Origin of the sequence: Bradyrhizobium sp. CCH5-F6 (assembly GCF_001556045.1) — a bacterium.
Lineage (GTDB): Bacteria > Pseudomonadota > Alphaproteobacteria > Rhizobiales > Xanthobacteraceae > Bradyrhizobium.
Genome location: NZ_LSIC01000022.1, coordinates 41776 through 56486 on the forward strand (window position 1 = coordinate 41776; position 14711 = coordinate 56486).

The following is a 14711-nucleotide window of genomic DNA, read 5'->3' on the forward strand; positions in this document are numbered from 1 at the left end:
GCGCCTGTCGCTTCGCGGGATGCTCGCTCGTCACAGGCAGGTCGGGAGGAGGCATCGTTGGCGACCGGGTCGATCATTCAGGCGGAAGCGCCGGGGGCAATGCCATGTGATGCCGGGCCATGTGATGCCGGCGAGCTGATCCGGCGCGCGGCGGCGCTGATCTTCGACGTCGACGGCACCCTCGCCGAGACCGAGGAACTGCACCGGCAGGCCTTCAACCTTGCCTTCGTCCGCCGAGGCCTCGACTGGCACTGGGACCGCGCCGTCTACAAGGAGCTCTTGCGCGTGACGGGGGGCAAGGAGCGCATGCGCGCCTACCACGCAAGGCTGGGGATCGCTCCACCATTATCCGACATGGATATCGCAGAGCTCCACCGCATCAAGACCGCGCATTATGCCGAACTGGTGGAGACCGGCTGCTGCCCCTTGAGGCCCGGCGTGACGGATCAGCTCGCTGCGGCCCGGGCACGCGGGCAGCGGCTGGCAATTGCGACCACCACCTCGCACGGCAATATCGATGCGTTGCTGTCGCGGGCGCTGGGCAAGCGCTGGGCGGGGGACTTCGACGCGATCGTCGCCGGCGATGACGTGCCGCACAAGAAGCCTGCGCCGGACGTCTATCTCGAGATCCTGGCGCGGCTGAAGCTGGACGCGTCGGATTGCGTCGCGATTGAGGATTCCGCCAACGGCCTGATTGCGGCCTCGCGCGCCGGCATCCCGGTTCTGATCACGCGCAGCATGTTCTTTGGAGACGATGACTTCACGGCGGCGCAGGTCGTGTTGGACGACCTGTCGGAACTCGGTGCCGCCCAACAAAAGATCGAAAAACAACCCCATGCACAGTAGATCACGCCCGCGTGATCGCTGCGTTCAGTGGACCCGGTGGCTCGTTCTATCGTCCTCAGCCTGTTCGATTATCTGCGCGATCGGGCTGGACTGATGGTGCACCAGGCGCCAGTCGTCGCCGACGCGGCGAAAATGGTTCGCGGCGGCCAAAGCGGTGCCATCGACGATCTCGATGCAGAGCACGCGCGCGCTGTCGCCGTCGACGATCGCCTGCGGCTCGGCGCAGACGATCTGCGGCCGCTCCGGGTTTTGCAGGATGTCGCGCCAGCTCCCGATCACGGTGGAGCGTCCGATGATGGCCGGCCAGCCGGGATGGATGCAGGAGATGGCGTCGTCATCCGCCCACATCCGCTCCATACCGGCAAAGTCGCCTGCTGAGAACGCGGCGTAAAAGGCCGCGTTGGCGGCGATGACCTTGCTGTCATTTCCCATCGCTCTCGGGTGGCGCAAGGACAGGCAAAAATCAAGCGCGACTTCCGTCGATCTTGGCCGCAGTGCAGCATTCAAGAGCGCGCCCGCTTCGTCGGCGATCCACGCGGGGAGGCGGGCGAAAACGCATCATCCGATCGCAAAATCGGCTGCCGTCTCGGCGTGAATGGCCGTCGTGTCGAACGTTTCGACCGAGGTGTCGTCCTGGCCGACCAGCATCGTGATCTCGGTGCAGCCGAGGATCATGCATTCGGCGCCGCGGGCGACGAGGGCTGCCATCACCTCCTGGTAGCGACGGCGCGAGGGAGCGGCGACGTTCCCGAGGCAGAGCTCGTCGTAGATGATGCGGTTCACGTCCGCGCGCGCGTCGGCCGGAGGAATCAGCACGTCGAGATCATGCGCGCGCAACCGGTCGATGTAGAAATCCTGCTCCATCGTGAACTTGGTGCCGAGCAGCCCGACCCGCCGGTATCCCTTGGCCCGAATTCGCTGCGCCGTCGCGTCGCCGATGTGAATGAACGGAACGGCCACGCTCGATATGATCTCGGGTGCCAGTTTATGCATCGTGTTCGTGCAGAGCACGATTGCACGCGCCCCGGCGCTTTCGAGCCGCTGTGCGACCTCCGCCAGGCTGGCCGCTGCCTCCTGCCAGCGGCCGGCGTATTGCATTTGTTTGATCTCCTCGAAATCGTAGGAATACATCAACAAGGGTGCCGAATGCAGCTTGCCCATGCGATCGCGGACCCGCTCGTTGATCAGCTTGTAGTAGAGCGCGGTGCTCTCCCAGCTCATGCCCCCGATCAGGCCAATGGTTTGCATTCGAGTGCTCCAGAACAGTTGCCTCGGCCGGATCGTAGACGAAGACGCCGAAGCTCGGAAGCCGTCCCTTGATTGTGGCAGCTCCGCCGTGCCATCATTCCCTCGCGCCGATTTGATCCTCAGCTTGCGGGCGCATCTAAAAATGCAGCTAAAGAGAACCGCTATCCCTGCATCGTCCCGCATTGCGTGAGCCGTCGGCCATCTCGACTGGGAGGGCCAAATGAAACTTGCTGCGATCGCGGATGTGCACGGGAATCGTCCGGCGCTGGACGCCGTCCTTGCGGACATTGCCGCGCTCGGTATCGACGACGTCGTGAACCTTGGAGACCACGTCAGCGGACCGCTCGAGGCGGCCGGAACTGCAGACCTGCTCATCGAGCGGGGATTTCCGTCGGTGCGGGGAGATCAGGACCGCATCCTACTGGAGCTCCGGCAGGCGGGCACTTCCTCACGGAGCGATTTTCAACAGCTTGAGCGCAGGCATTTCGAGTGGATGGCTGATATGCCGTCCACTCTGATGTACAAAGACCGGGTGTTCCTGTGCCACGCATCGCCTACCAACGATGCTGCCTTCTGGCTCGACACGATAAGTGAGAGCGGTGTGGTGCGCGCCAGTTCGATCGAGGAGATCGAGGTCGAGGCCGAAGGGATCGATGCCCAAATCATCCTGTGCGGGCACACTCACATTCCAAGGATTGTTCGTCTGAGGGATGGGCGACTGGTCGTAAATCCCGGCAGCGTTGGGTTGCCCGGTTACGATGGAAGATTGCCTGTGCCTTACGTCGTCGAGCTCGGCACGCCTCACGCGTGCTACGCCATATTGGAGCATGCCGGAGGAGGCTGGTCCGCGAGCATCCGCTACGTGCCCTACGATAGCGCCGCCATGGCCGCACTGGCGCGCCGCAAGGGCATGCTCACCTGGGCGAGCGCGATTGCAACCGGTTGGGTTCGGCCGGAGCGGAGTTAGGCCGGCACCGGGTCAGAAAGGCACGCCGCGCTCCTCTGAAGCTGCGGAGCTCCAAGCTCTCCGGTATCTGTTCGCGGGCCTGGTCAAGCGGCCGCGGCACCGGCGGTCGTGCAAACGGCAGGGACGGGCATGCCGCCTGCGCAGGCTGCGAAAAGCCTTTCGATCTTGCGCGTCCTGTCGGCCTGTCCTACGCCACCTCCGAACGAATTTTGCGAGGCGGTGAGGGGCATCGCCGAAGTCTCGAGGGAGCCGACATGACCATCCGCAACACCCGCACCGGGGGCCAGATCCTGATCGATCAGCTCGTCGCCCAAGGCGTCGAGCGCGTCACCTGCGTGCCGGGCGAGAGCTATCTGGCGGCGCTCGATGCGCTGCATGACAGCCCGATCGACGTCGTGATCTGCCGCGCCGAAGGTGGCGCGGCGATGATGGCGGAGGCCTATGGCAAGCTCACGGGGCGGCCTGGTGTCTGCTTCGTCACCCGCGGCCCCGGCGCGACCAATGCCAGCCACGGCGTCCACATCGCGATGCAGGATTCGACGCCGATGATCCTGTTCGTCGGCCAGGTCGATACCGGCATGCGCGAGCGCGAGGCGTTCCAGGAGCTCGACTACAAGGCGGTGTTCGGCACCATGGCGAAATGGGCGGTCGAGATCGATCGCCCCGACCGCATTCCGGAGCTGGTCGCGCGCGCCTTCCGCGTCGCCATGCAGGGCCGCCCGGGCCCGGTGGTGATCGCGCTGCCGGAGAACATGCTGACCGAGACCGCCGCCGTGGCCGATGCCAAGCGCATCGAGCCCGCCGTCAGTTGGCCGGCGCCTGCCGATATCGAACGCGTCGGTGCGATGCTTGCGAGCGCAAAGGCGCCGCTCGTCATTCTCGGCGGCACACGCTGGACCGATGAGGCGACCAAGAGCATCGCGCGCTTTGCCGAGCGCTTCGATCTGCCCGTCGCGACCTCGTTCCGCCGGGCCTCGCTGATCGATGCCGATCATTCGCACTATGCCGGCGATCTCGGCATCGGCCCGAGCCCGGGCCTGAAGGCGCGCATCGAGGGCGCCGATGTCATCCTGCTCATCGGCGGCCGCATGTCGGAGATGCCGTCCTCGTCCTACACGCTGCTGGACATTCCGACGCCGCAACAGAAGCTGATCCATGTGCACCCGGGCTCGGAAGAGCTCGGCCGGGTCTATCAGCCGGCGCTTGCGATCCAGGCGACGCCGGCCGCCTTCGCTGCCGCCGTCGAGCCGCTGAAGCCCGCCGGCGCGGTGGCCTGGAAGGGCGAGGCCGCCAAGGCACATGCCGATTATCTCGCCTGGACCGACAAGGCGCGCGAGCTGCCGGGCAGGTTCCAGTACGGCCAGGTGATGACCTGGCTGCGCGACCGCCTGCCGAAGGACGCCATCGTTTGCAACGGCGCCGGCAATTATGCCGGCTGGATCCATCGCCATCACCGCTTCCACAGCTTTGCGGCCCAGCTCGCGCCAACCTCGGGCTCGATGGGCTACGGTGTGCCGGCGGGCGTGATGGCAAAGCGGCACTATCCGGATCGCGTCGTCGTCGCCTTTGCCGGCGACGGCTGCATCCTGATGAATGGCCAGGAATTCGCGACAGCCGTGCAGTATGACGCGCCACTGATCGTCATCATCATCGACAATTCGCAATACGGCACCATCCGCATGCACCAGGAGCGCGACTATCCCGGCCGCGTCGTCGGCACCCAGCTCAAGAACCCGGATTTCGCGATGTACGCGAAAGCGTTCGGCGGCCATGGTGAGCGCGTGGAGCGCACCGAAGAGTTCGCGCCGGCATTCGAGCGCGCGCTGGCCTCGGGCAAGCCGGCGATCCTCCACTGCATCATCGATCCGCGCGCGATCTCGGTCGGCAAGGACTTCGTCCCTGCGGTGAAGGCTTAAGGCAATGGCGGCCGGCCGCCACGTTGCCATCATCGGGGCCGGCGCGGTCGGTGTGATCAGCGCGATCGAGGCGCTGCGCGAGGGCCATCGCGTCACGCTGATCGACCCGGGCGAGCCCGGCGGCGAACAGGCCGCCAGTTACGGCAACGCCGGCTGGCTGTCGTCGCATTCGGTGATCCCGCCGGCCGAGCCGGGCATCTGGAGGAAGGTGCCGGGATATCTCTTGGACCCGCTCGGTCCGCTCGCGATCCGCTGGTCTTATCTGCCGAAGGCGTTGCCCTGGCTGATCAAGTATCTGCTCTCGGGCTGGACCGCGGCGCGGGTCGAGACGACGGCATTTGCGCTGCGCGACCTGCTGAAGGACGCACCGCTACTGCACCGGAAGCTCGCGGAAGAGGCCGGCGTGCCCGAGCTGATCGAGCGCAACGGCGTGATGCATGTCTTCCCGTCGCGCGGCAATTTCGACAACGATCTCGGCTGGCGCCTGCGCAAGAAGGTCGGCGTCCAGTGGCTGGAGCTCAACGCCGATGAGATGCGTCAGCGCGAGCCCGATCTGCATCCGCGCTACACCTTTGGCGTGGTGGTGGAGGAGGCTGGCCGCTGCCGCAACCCCGGGGCTTATGTCGCAGCTCTCGCGCAGCATGCGTTCGCGAGCGGTGCCAGGCACGTGCGGGCCAAGGCGACGGGACTCAAGCTCGATGGCAACAAGCTCGTAGCCGTCCTCACTGAGACCGGCGAGATCGCTTGCGATGCCGCTGTTGTCGCCGCCGGCGCGCGATCGAAGCAGCTCACCGCGTCGGTCGGCGATCCCCTCCCGCTCGAGACCGAGCGTGGCTATCACGTCGTGATCGAGAACCCGGAGTCCGGCCCGCGCAGCTCGATGATGGCATCCGACGCCAAGATGGTCGTGAACTGGACCGACAAGGGTCTGCGCGCTGCCGGTACGGTCGAGATCGCCGGCCTGGAGGCAGCGCCGAACTGGAAGCGCGCCGAAATCCTGCGCAACCACCTCCTCAGCATGTTCCCAAAGCTGCCGAAGGACATTCCAGCCTCCCGCGTCAAGACCTGGTTCGGCCATCGTCCGAGCATGCCGGATGGACGTCCCTGCATCGGCTATGCGCGCGCCTCGCGCGACATCGTCTATGCCTTCGGCCACGGCCATGTCGGCCTGGTCGGCTCGGCCCGCACCGGCCGTCTCGTCGCACAGCTCCTGAGCGGCAAGCAGCCTGAGATTCCGCTCGGTCCCTTCGCGCCCGATCGTTTCCTGTGAGATTTGCACCATGACCGCTTCAGCAAATCCGTCCTCCCGCATCGCTCGTGGCGGCAAGGCCATCTATGGCGCACCGCTCGGCATCCTGATGCTTGAGGCGCGCTTCCCCCGCATTCCCGGTGACATGGGCAACGGCACCACCTGGCCGTTCCCCGTGCTCTATCGCGTGGTGAGTGGCGCTTCGCCGGAAAAGGTGGTGCTGAAGGGCGCAGCCGGCCTGCTGCCTGACTTCATCGACGCCGCCAGGGATCTGGTGCGGCTCGGGGCCGAAGCCATCACCACCAATTGCGGCTTCCTCTCGCTGTTCCAGAAGGAGATCGCGGCGGCCGTCGGCGTTCCCGTTGCGACCTCGTCGCTGATGCAGGTGCCCTGGGTGCAAGCGACCTTGCCGCCGGGCAAGCGCGTCGGCCTCGTCACGGTGTCGGGCTCGACCTTGACGCCGGCCCATCTCGAAGGCGCCGGCGTGCCGCTCGACACGCCGCTGGTCGGCACCGAGAACGGCAAGGAGTTCTTCCGTGTCCTGATCAAGGCCGAGAAGGACGACATGGACGTCGCGCAGGCCGAACGGGACGTGGTCGAGGCCGGCAAGGAGCTCGTCGCGAAGAACCCAGACGTCGGCGCCATCGTGCTCGAATGCACCAACATGCCGCCTTATGCCGCAGCGCTTCAGGCCGAAGTCGGGCTGCCGGTCTACGACATCTATTCCATGATCACCTGGTTTCACGCCGGACTGCGCCCGCGCGTCTTTGCGTGAACGCGTCCGCGAGATCGTCACAAGTCCTGGAGCGAAACCATGAAGCTATCCGGCAAGGTCGCCGCCATCACCGGCGCGGCGCGCGGCATCGGCAAGGCCTGCGCGAAGAGATTCCTGGATGACGGCGTCAAGGTCGTCATCTCCGATATCGATGCAGACGGCCTGGCGGCGACGGCCGCCGAGCTCGGCCGTCCCGATGCCTTGCGCACAATCGTCGGCAATGTCGCCAGGCGCGCTGACGTGGATCAGCTCGTCGCGACCGCCGTGAAGGAGTTCGGCCGGCTCGACATCATGGTCAATAATGCGGGCGTGGCCCGCAACCGGGACATCCTCGACATTACCGAAGAGGAGTTCGACGAGATCATCGGCATCAACCTGAAGGGCGCGTTCTTCGGCGTGCAGGCGGCGGCCAGGCAGATGATCGCGCAGGGCGGTGGCGGGGTCATCATCAACATGTCCTCGGTGAATGCGCTGCTGGCGATCCCGGCGCTGGCGACTTACGCGATGTCCAAGGGCGGCATGAAGCAGCTCACCTCGGTCGCCGCGGTGGCCCTGGCTCCGCACAATATCCGCGTGGTCGCGGTCGGGCCCGGCACGATCCTGACCGACATGGTGGCCTCATCCATCTACACCTCGGAGGAGGCCCGCAAGACCGTGATGTCGCGGACGCCCGCCGGCCGCGGCGGCGAGCCGAGCGAGGTGGCGTCGGTCGTGGCGTTCCTCGCCAGCGACGATGCGTCGTATATTACGGGCCAGACGATCTATCCGGACGGTGGAAGGCTGATCCTGAATTATACGGTGCCTGTGAAGGACAAGTAGGAAGCGCGCTGCATCTCCGTCGTCATGCCCGGGCTTGACCCGGGCATCCACGTCTTCCGGCGATTGTCGCGATGCGTGGATGGCCGGGACAAGCCCGGCCATGACGGCGTGGCTCAGACTCTCACTCCGCCGCGACCGTCATGCCGTGGCCGAGCCGTTTCGAGATGCCGCCGGCGCAGTCGCGCAGCGCATGCGCGATCGGGCTGTCCCAGCGCGCATCGAACGTGCCTTCCGGCCCCATCGCGGTGATGACCAGCGCGACGTGGCCGGAATGGTCGAACACCGGCGCCGAGAATGCGTTGACGCCGGGCAGGGGATCGCCGAGCGCGCGGGCAAGGCCGTGCTTGCGGACTTCGGCGAGCATCTCGGCGACCTTCGCGCCTTTCACCGCGCGCTTCGGATTGTAGCCGACGCCGTGACGATCGAGCCCGCTTTCGAGCGCGGCAGTGATCGTCTTCTCCGGCAGGAACGCCGCAAAGGCGCGGCCCGTCGCGGTCTCCAGCAGTGCCATCACCGAACCGGCCCGCATCACGATATGCACCGGCTGGGCCGGCTCTTCGAGTTGCACCACGGTTGGACCGTACGTGCCCCAGACGGCGAGCGAGACTGCATGTCCGATCTGGTTCGCGAGCGCCGCGATCCTAGGACGCGCGATGCGCACGCCCGAGAGACGGCGCAGGCTGATCAGGCCGAGCTCCAGCGCCAGCGCGCCGATTTCGTAGCGGCCGGTGGTCTCGTCCTGCTCGATCAGGCCGATGCGGGAGAAGCTGGCGAGATAGGGATGCGCCTTGGCGGGCGTCATGCCGGCTTCGCGGGCGAGATCGCGCAGCATCATCGGCTCGCCGCTCCTCGCGAGCGCGCGGAGCAATTCGCCGCCGACCTCGATCGACTGGATGCCGCGGCTTTCCCTCTTCATGCGCCTCCTGGCGTGGCTTACGCCGCGTTGCGCTTGGCGGCGTTGTCGGCGAGATGCCGGCCGGCAATGTAGCCGAAGGTCAGCGCCGGCCCAAGCGTGATGCCGGCGCCGGGATAGTTGCCGCCCATGATGCTCGCCATGTCGTTGCCGGCGGCATAGAGCCCGGGAATCACACGGCCCTCGGCGTCGAGCGCGCGGGCGTTCTCGTCGGTGACGATGCCGGCATAGGTGCCGAGATCGCCGACCACCATCTTGATCGCGTAAAACGGCCCGTTCTCGATCGGCGCGACGCAGGGGTTGGGGCCGTGCATCGCGTCGCCCTGGTAGCGGTTATAGGCTTTCGAGCCCTTACCGAAGGCGGCATCGTGACCCAGCGGCGCGGTCGCATTGAACTGCCTGACCGTTTCGACGAACGCCTTGGCATCGATCCCGGCCTTGGCCGCCAGTGCCTCCAGCGTGTCGCCGCGCATGAGATAGCCGGTATTTAGGTGATGACCCAGCGGCATCGGGAAGGGCGGCACGCAGCCCAGGCCGTATTTGCGCAACGTCTTGTGATCGCAGACGAGGAAGGCCGCGATCTCCTCGCCGGGCCTGGCAGCCTTGATCATGGCCTGGACGAAGTCGTGATAGGAGTTGCCTTCATTGGCAAAACGTTTGCCGTCGCGCATCACCGCGATCACGCCGGGTTTGGCGCGATCGATGAAATGCGGCATCACGCCCTTCGAGCCGTCCTTGCGCGTGGTCAGCGACACCGGCACCCAGGCTGCCGCATTCGGCAGGCGATCCTCGACATGCCCGCCGGCGGCTTCCGCCAGACGCAGTCCATCCCCGGTGTTGCCGGTCGGCCCCGGCGAATAATGCTCGTTGCCGGTCGGTGCATGCGGAAACATCTTCTTGCGCCGTGCCACATCATGCGGAAAACCGCCGCAGGCGAGCACGACGCCCTGACGCGCACGCACGCGCACGTCGCGTCCATCGCGCGAGACGATGGCGCCGGTGACGGTGCCATTCTCGACCGTCAGCTCGCGCACCGGCGAGGACAGCCACATCGGAATCTTCAGATCGAGCGCGGATTTTGCGAGACGCCCCGCCAGCGCGTTGCCGTTGGTCAGCGTCATGCCGCGGCCGTAGCGCAATACGTCCATCAGATGCCGCGACAGGCGCTTGGCGACGTAGGCCGCCGAGGTCAGCGACTTCGTCACCCGCATGAAATGGATGATCTCCTTGCCGCTTCCCAGCATCATGCCGAACACGGTCAGCTCGGGCAGCGGCATGCCCAGCGTCTTGATGAGGTCGCCGAGCTCGCGCCCGTCGAACGGGCGCGTCACCATGGAGCGGCCGCCCTGGGCGCCGCCGGGTGCCTCCGCGTGATAATCCGGAAACACCAGCGGCATGTCGAAGCGCAACGCGGTCTTGGAGGTGAAGAAATCGACCGCCTCGGGGCCGGCGCTCAGGAAGGCATCGACGCGCGCGGCGTCGTAATTGTTGCCGGCTTCGTGGCGAAGATAGGTGCGGGCCTGTTCCGGCGTCTCCTCGATGCCGTAGGCTTTCGCCAGCGACGTCCCGGGAATCCAGAGCCAGCCGCCGGAGCGCGCGGTGGTGCCGCCGAAGCGCGGCTCCTTCTCGACGATCAGCACATCGAGGCCGCGATGGCGCGCGGTGATCGCGGCCGACATGCCGGAGCAGCCCGATCCGGCCACGAGCACGTCGCACTCGTAAGTCTCAATGGCGCTATGCTCGGTGCCGGTCATGTCTCACCTCATTTCTTCAGGAGCGGACATTTGGATTCGGAGACCGGGCGAAACGCGTCCTCGCCCTTCACGGTCTTGATGATGTCCAGATAGTCCCACGGCTCCTTCGATTGCTCGGGCTTCTTCACCTTGGCGAGATACATGTCGCGGATGACGCGGCCGTCCTCGCGCAACTTGCCGCCATGGACGAAGATATCCTCGATCGGCAGCTCGCGCATCTTCGCCATCACCTTGGCGGAATCGTCGGTGCCGGCGGCCTTGATGGCCTTCAGATAATGCAGAACCGAGCCGTAGACGCCGGTCTGGATCATGGTCGGCATCACCTTGGTGCGCTCGTAGAACTTCTTCGACCAGGCGCGGGTGGCCTCGTCCATGTTCCAGTAGGAGGCCGTGGTCATGTAGGTGCCCTGCGCAGCCTTCAGGCCGATCGCGTGCACGTCGGTGTCGAACATCAGGAGGCCGACCAGCTTCTGGCCGCCCTGGACCAGGCCGAACTCGCCGGACTGCTTGATGGCGTTGTCCGTGTCCTGGCCGGCATTGGCGAAGGCGACCACGTCGGATTTCGAGCTCTGCGCCTGGAGTGCGAAGGAGGAGAAGTCGGCGGTGTTGGTCGGATGTTTCACGCCGCCGAGCACCTTGCCGCCCATCTCGTTGATGAAGCGCGTCGCGTCCTTCTCGAGCTGCTGGCCGAAGGCGTAGTCCGCGGTGATGAAGTACCAGGACTTGCCGCCTTCCTTGATGACGGCCGAGGCCGTCACCTTCGACAGCGCATAGGTGTCGTAGGTGAAATGCATCGTGTTCGGGCTGCACAGCTCGTCCGTCAGCGAGCTCGCGCCGGGACCCGAGAGCAGGGCGACCTTGCCCCGTTCGCGCACCATGTTGTGCACGGCGATTGCGATGCCTGAATTGGGGATGTCGACGACGGCGTCGACCTTGCCGTTGTCGAACCAGCCGCGCACGATCTGCACGCCGACGTCGGTCTTCATCTGGTGATCGGCGCTGATGATCTCGATGGGCTTGCCGAGCACGGTCGGCCCGAACTCCTCCACCGCCATCTTGGCCGCTTCGACCGAGCCCGGCCCGCTGTTGTCGCGGCCCCAGCTCGACAGGTCCGTCAGCACGCCGATCCGCACTGCGTCGTCGGAGATCTGCGCAGAAGCAGCTGAAGTCATGGCCGCGAGCATGGCGCAGGCCAGAAGCCCTCTCATCGTCGTTTCCTCTCTTATTGAGCCGCTGGCGCGGCGGGCTTGTTCTGGCGGTAAATTAGATACTGACGAATGAGTTTGTCAATGGCGAATTTTGCGGGGGTCGGTTTCGACGATCGCCCGGCGACGCTTGGCATGTGCGCGCAATTGCCTCAGCACTATCACCGTGAGCGGCTTGTCCTTCGAAGCTTGAGGAGCCAAGGCGGAAGCAAAGCGATCCAGATCTTTCCGCGGAGGCATTCTGGATTGCTTCGTTGCAAGGGCTCCTCGCAATGACGGCGGTGGCAGTCGTGCGCAAAATCTCGCGCCGTATCGCGCGAGAGCCGACGCCTCCGCAGGTTGCAACGGCCGCTGCGATTGGCCATGATGCTCAAGGGAATCTTTGGGCAGGGCATGACGGCAGCAGTGGGGGCCTCCGCTTCGGCGGAGAAAACGACGACGGCGCATGTGGTGTGGGCGAGCGCGCTCGGCACGGCCATCGAGTGGTATGACTTCCTGATCTACGGCACGGCAGCAGCGCTCGTCTTCAACAAGCTGTTCTTTCCGAGCTTCGATCCCTTCGTCGGCACGCTCGCGGCGTTCTCGACCTATGCGGTCGGCTTCGTGGCCCGGCCGATCGGCGGCGCCATCATCGGGCATTACGGCGACCGGCTCGGCCGGAAGACCATGCTGGTCGCCACCATGATCGCAATGGGGCTCGGCACCTTCCTGATCGGCTGCCTGCCGACCTACAGCCAGATCGGCGTCTGGGCTCCAATCCTGCTCGTCATCCTCCGTTTCGTTCAGGGCATTGGGCTCGGGGGCGAGTGGAGCGGTGCGGTCGTGATGGTGGTCGAGCACGCCGGCAATCGACGCGGCTTCTACGGCAGCCTGGTGCAGGTGGGCTTTCCCGTCGGCGTTGCGGCCTCCACCGGCATCTTCGGCCTGATGACGAAGCTGCCCGAGGCGGACTTCCTCAGCTGGGGCTGGCGCGTGCCGTTCCTGATCAGCATTCTGCTCGTCGGCATCGGCTTCATCGTGCGACTCAAGCTCGCGGAGACGCCTCACTTCAAGGAGATCGTCGAACGCAAGGAGGTGCTGGCGCAGCCGGCCCTCGACGTGCTGCGCCGCGACTGGCGCAGCTTTCTGCTGGCGATCGGCATCACGGTGTCGGAGGTCGGGCTCGCATATCTCCTCACCGTGTTCACGGTGGTCTACGCGACGACAAGGCTCGGTCTGCCGCGGCAGGTGATCCTGGATGCCGTGGTCTATGCCGCCATCGTCGAATTCGCGACGCTGCCGCTTGCCGGCTGGCTGTCCGACATCTTCGGGCGCAAGGCGCTGTATCTCGCCGGCGGCATCTTCTCGGTTGCGCTGGCCTTTCCGCTGTTCTGGTTCCTCGACACCAGGGAGCCGGCGCTGATCACGCTCGCGCTCGTCGTCACGATGACACTGACCCATGCGCTGCTGTTCGGACCGAAGGCCGCGTTCATGCCGGAGCTGTTCCGCACCCAGGTGCGCTACAGCGGTGCTTCGCTCGGCGCCAACGTCGCGGCGGCGCTGAGCGGCGGCTTCTCGCCGCTGATCGCGACCGCGCTGCTGGCCTGGGCCGGCTCGTACTGGGCGGTGTCGGTCTACATCATCGCGCTGTCGATCGTCACGATCATCTCGACGCTGCTGGCGCCGGAGACGGCGCGCGATGCGCTGAGATCCTGAAGATCAATGCCCGCCGCCAGGGTGGCGGGGCGGGGGCCTCGAAATTTTTTCAGGCGGGCCTCTTGAAACCGATTTCCGGCTTTCTAAGTCGTTTTTCGCCGCGAGAGCGGTGTGCCGGATGCCAGAATCGGGTCCGGCACGGGCGCCGGACCGGTCTGCGGACCCCGTCTGAGACCCGGCCTTGCGCTCCTTCGTATCCATCTTGCTCTTTGGAGGACTTGGTTATGAGGACCAGTTTCGACTTTGCGCCCCTGTGGCGCTCCACCATCGGCTTCGATCATCTGGCCGACCTCGTCGACAGCACGCTGCGCCAGGCGACCGAGGACAACTATCCCCCCTACAACATCGAGCGTTCCGGCGAGGACCACTACCGGATCAGCCTTGCCGTGGCGGGCTTCGGCGTCAACGACATCACGGTGACGGCCGAACAGAACGCCCTGACCATCGAAGGCCGGAAGCCCGAGACCGCCGCGCGCGAATACCTCTACCAGGGCATCGCCGCGCGTCCGTTCCGGCGCGTGTTCAACCTCGCCGACTATGTGCAGGTGAAGCAGGCCTCCTTCCAGGACGGGCTCCTGATCATCGACCTCGTCCGCGAGGTTCCGGAAGCCATGAAGCCGCGCCGGATTCCGATCGCGGGCGGAACACCTGCGGCATCGCAGATCGAGCAGAAGAAGGCTGCCTGAGGGCTCGATCGATTGAGTGGCGGAACGCGGCGCGCCATGCGCGTCCGCGCTTCCCGATGCATGGAGGAGAGAACCATGGGTTTTCGTGATCTCATTCCCTGGTCGAGAAACCAGGAGCTTGCGCCGGCGCGCGAGAGTTTCGATCCGTTGCTGACGCTTCACCGCGAGATGAACCGTCTGTTCGACGACGTATTCCGCGGCTTCGGCACGAACAGCCTGTCGCCGTTGATGGAGGGCCGTTTCGGCTGGCCGAAGGTCGAGCTCAGCGAGACCGACAAGACGCTGACCGTATCGGCCGAGCTTCCCGGCCTGACCGAAAAGGACGTCCAGGTCGAGATTGCCAATGGCGTGCTGACGGTCCGCGGCGAGAAGAAGGCAGAGCGCAACGGCGAAGGCAGGTACTTCACCGAGCGCTACTACGGCGCTTTCGAGCGGCAAATCCCGCTGGAGGGCGTCGAGGAGGACAAGGCCGAGGCGTCGTTCAGGAACGGCGTCCTCACCGTGTCGCTGCCAAAATCGGAGAAGGCACGCGAAGGCGTCAAGCGCATCGCCATCAACACGCATTGATGTCAAGCGGGACGGCGGCGATTGGCGCCGCCGTCCCATCGTCAACAAGCCCGTCCCCCCGGAAAGGAGCA

At 65.6% G+C, this 14711-nt stretch carries 14 protein-coding genes; 9 read left to right on the forward strand and 5 right to left on the reverse strand.

The window, feature by feature from the left end; all coding sequences use genetic code 11:
• Window positions 1-99 precede the first annotated feature (99 nt).
• Complete coding sequence (locus AX729_RS04770) at window positions 100-846, forward strand: HAD family hydrolase (RefSeq protein ID WP_156456722.1); 747 nt, start codon at window positions 100-102, stop codon at window positions 844-846.
• Window positions 847-870: 24 nt separating this feature from the next.
• Here AX729_RS04770 and AX729_RS04775 read toward each other — a convergent pair whose 3' ends face one another.
• Together AX729_RS04775 and AX729_RS04780 are read right to left on the reverse strand one after the other, a co-directional pair.
• Window positions 871-1278: a nuclear transport factor 2 family protein gene (locus AX729_RS04775; RefSeq protein WP_061020757.1), complete on the reverse strand. Its 408-nt coding sequence runs from the start codon at window positions 1276-1278 to the stop codon at window positions 871-873.
• Window positions 1279-1404: 126 nt separating this feature from the next.
• A complete protein-coding gene (locus AX729_RS04780; RefSeq protein WP_061020758.1) occupies window positions 1405-2094 on the reverse strand; it encodes an aspartate/glutamate racemase family protein in 690 nt (229 codons plus the stop codon).
• Window positions 2095-2314: 220 nt separating this feature from the next.
• Between AX729_RS04780 and AX729_RS04785 the strand changes: the two genes are divergently transcribed.
• The 5 genes from AX729_RS04785 (at window position 2315) to AX729_RS04805 (ending at window position 7820) form a co-directional block, all read left to right on the forward strand.
• Entirely contained in the window at window positions 2315-3061 is a 747-nt protein-coding gene (locus AX729_RS04785) for a metallophosphoesterase family protein (RefSeq protein ID WP_061020759.1), read from the forward strand.
• 254 nt (window positions 3062-3315) lie between these two features.
• On the forward strand, window positions 3316-4977 hold the full coding sequence (locus AX729_RS04790; protein ID WP_061020760.1) for a thiamine pyrophosphate-binding protein: 1662 nt from the start codon (window positions 3316-3318) through the stop codon (window positions 4975-4977).
• A gap of 4 nt (window positions 4978-4981) precedes the next feature.
• Window positions 4982-6247 (forward strand): NAD(P)/FAD-dependent oxidoreductase, encoded by a 1266-nt coding sequence (locus AX729_RS04795; protein ID WP_061020761.1) that lies wholly within the window; start codon window positions 4982-4984, stop codon window positions 6245-6247.
• A 10-nt stretch (window positions 6248-6257) separates the two neighbouring features.
• Window positions 6258-7001, forward strand: coding sequence for an aspartate/glutamate racemase family protein (locus AX729_RS04800; RefSeq protein WP_061020762.1), 744 nt, complete (start codon window positions 6258-6260; stop codon window positions 6999-7001).
• Between the two features lie 39 nt (window positions 7002-7040).
• Window positions 7041-7820: an SDR family NAD(P)-dependent oxidoreductase gene (locus AX729_RS04805; RefSeq protein ID WP_061020763.1), complete on the forward strand. Its 780-nt coding sequence runs from the start codon at window positions 7041-7043 to the stop codon at window positions 7818-7820.
• A gap of 121 nt (window positions 7821-7941) precedes the next feature.
• On the opposite strand, the gene AX729_RS04810 is transcribed toward AX729_RS04805, so the two are convergent.
• From AX729_RS04810 to AX729_RS04820, 3 genes are read right to left on the reverse strand one after another with little or no spacing between them, the layout of a single operon-like run.
• On the reverse strand, window positions 7942-8736 hold the full coding sequence (locus tag AX729_RS04810) for an IclR family transcriptional regulator (RefSeq protein WP_061020764.1): 795 nt from the start codon (window positions 8734-8736) through the stop codon (window positions 7942-7944).
• A 17-nt stretch (window positions 8737-8753) separates the two neighbouring features.
• Window positions 8754-10487, reverse strand: coding sequence for an FAD-dependent oxidoreductase (locus AX729_RS04815; RefSeq protein WP_061020765.1), 1734 nt, complete (start codon window positions 10485-10487; stop codon window positions 8754-8756).
• A gap of 8 nt (window positions 10488-10495) precedes the next feature.
• Window positions 10496-11695: an ABC transporter substrate-binding protein gene (locus tag AX729_RS04820; RefSeq protein ID WP_061020766.1), complete on the reverse strand. Its 1200-nt coding sequence runs from the start codon at window positions 11693-11695 to the stop codon at window positions 10496-10498.
• Between the two features lie 390 nt (window positions 11696-12085).
• Between AX729_RS04820 and AX729_RS04825 the strand changes: the two genes are divergently transcribed.
• From AX729_RS04825 to AX729_RS04835, 3 genes are all read left to right on the forward strand, one after another.
• A complete protein-coding gene (locus tag AX729_RS04825; RefSeq protein ID WP_061020785.1) occupies window positions 12086-13387 on the forward strand; it encodes an MFS transporter in 1302 nt (433 codons plus the stop codon).
• A gap of 224 nt (window positions 13388-13611) precedes the next feature.
• A complete protein-coding gene (locus AX729_RS04830) occupies window positions 13612-14073 on the forward strand; it encodes an Hsp20 family protein (RefSeq protein WP_061020767.1) in 462 nt (153 codons plus the stop codon).
• 75 nt (window positions 14074-14148) lie between these two features.
• Window positions 14149-14640, forward strand: coding sequence for an Hsp20/alpha crystallin family protein (locus tag AX729_RS04835; RefSeq protein ID WP_082770334.1), 492 nt, complete (start codon window positions 14149-14151; stop codon window positions 14638-14640).
• The last annotated feature ends 71 nt before the right edge of the window (window positions 14641-14711 follow it).

What these genes read in the sequence shown, in the direction of transcription:
- AX729_RS04770 (WP_156456722.1), top strand. Translation starts at nt 100, where the DNA reads ATGCCATGTGATGCCGGGCCATGTGATGCCGGCGAGCTGATCCGGCGC.
- AX729_RS04775 (WP_061020757.1), bottom strand. Translation starts at nt 1,278, where the DNA reads ATGGGAAATGACAGCAAGGTCATCGCCGCCAACGCGGCCTTTTACGCC.
- AX729_RS04780 (WP_061020758.1), bottom strand. Translation starts at nt 2,094, where the DNA reads ATGCAAACCATTGGCCTGATCGGGGGCATGAGCTGGGAGAGCACCGCG.
- AX729_RS04785 (WP_061020759.1), top strand. Translation starts at nt 2,315, where the DNA reads ATGAAACTTGCTGCGATCGCGGATGTGCACGGGAATCGTCCGGCGCTG.
- AX729_RS04790 (WP_061020760.1), top strand. Translation starts at nt 3,316, where the DNA reads ATGACCATCCGCAACACCCGCACCGGGGGCCAGATCCTGATCGATCAG.
- AX729_RS04795 (WP_061020761.1), top strand. Translation starts at nt 4,982, where the DNA reads ATGGCGGCCGGCCGCCACGTTGCCATCATCGGGGCCGGCGCGGTCGGT.
- AX729_RS04800 (WP_061020762.1), top strand. Translation starts at nt 6,258, where the DNA reads ATGACCGCTTCAGCAAATCCGTCCTCCCGCATCGCTCGTGGCGGCAAG.
- AX729_RS04805 (WP_061020763.1), top strand. Translation starts at nt 7,041, where the DNA reads ATGAAGCTATCCGGCAAGGTCGCCGCCATCACCGGCGCGGCGCGCGGC.
- AX729_RS04810 (WP_061020764.1), bottom strand. Translation starts at nt 8,736, where the DNA reads ATGAAGAGGGAAAGCCGCGGCATCCAGTCGATCGAGGTCGGCGGCGAA.
- AX729_RS04815 (WP_061020765.1), bottom strand. Translation starts at nt 10,487, where the DNA reads ATGACCGGCACCGAGCATAGCGCCATTGAGACTTACGAGTGCGACGTG.
- AX729_RS04820 (WP_061020766.1), bottom strand. Translation starts at nt 11,695, where the DNA reads ATGAGAGGGCTTCTGGCCTGCGCCATGCTCGCGGCCATGACTTCAGCT.
- AX729_RS04825 (WP_061020785.1), top strand. Translation starts at nt 12,086, where the DNA reads ATGACGGCAGCAGTGGGGGCCTCCGCTTCGGCGGAGAAAACGACGACG.
- AX729_RS04830 (WP_061020767.1), top strand. Translation starts at nt 13,612, where the DNA reads ATGAGGACCAGTTTCGACTTTGCGCCCCTGTGGCGCTCCACCATCGGC.
- AX729_RS04835 (WP_082770334.1), top strand. Translation starts at nt 14,149, where the DNA reads ATGGGTTTTCGTGATCTCATTCCCTGGTCGAGAAACCAGGAGCTTGCG.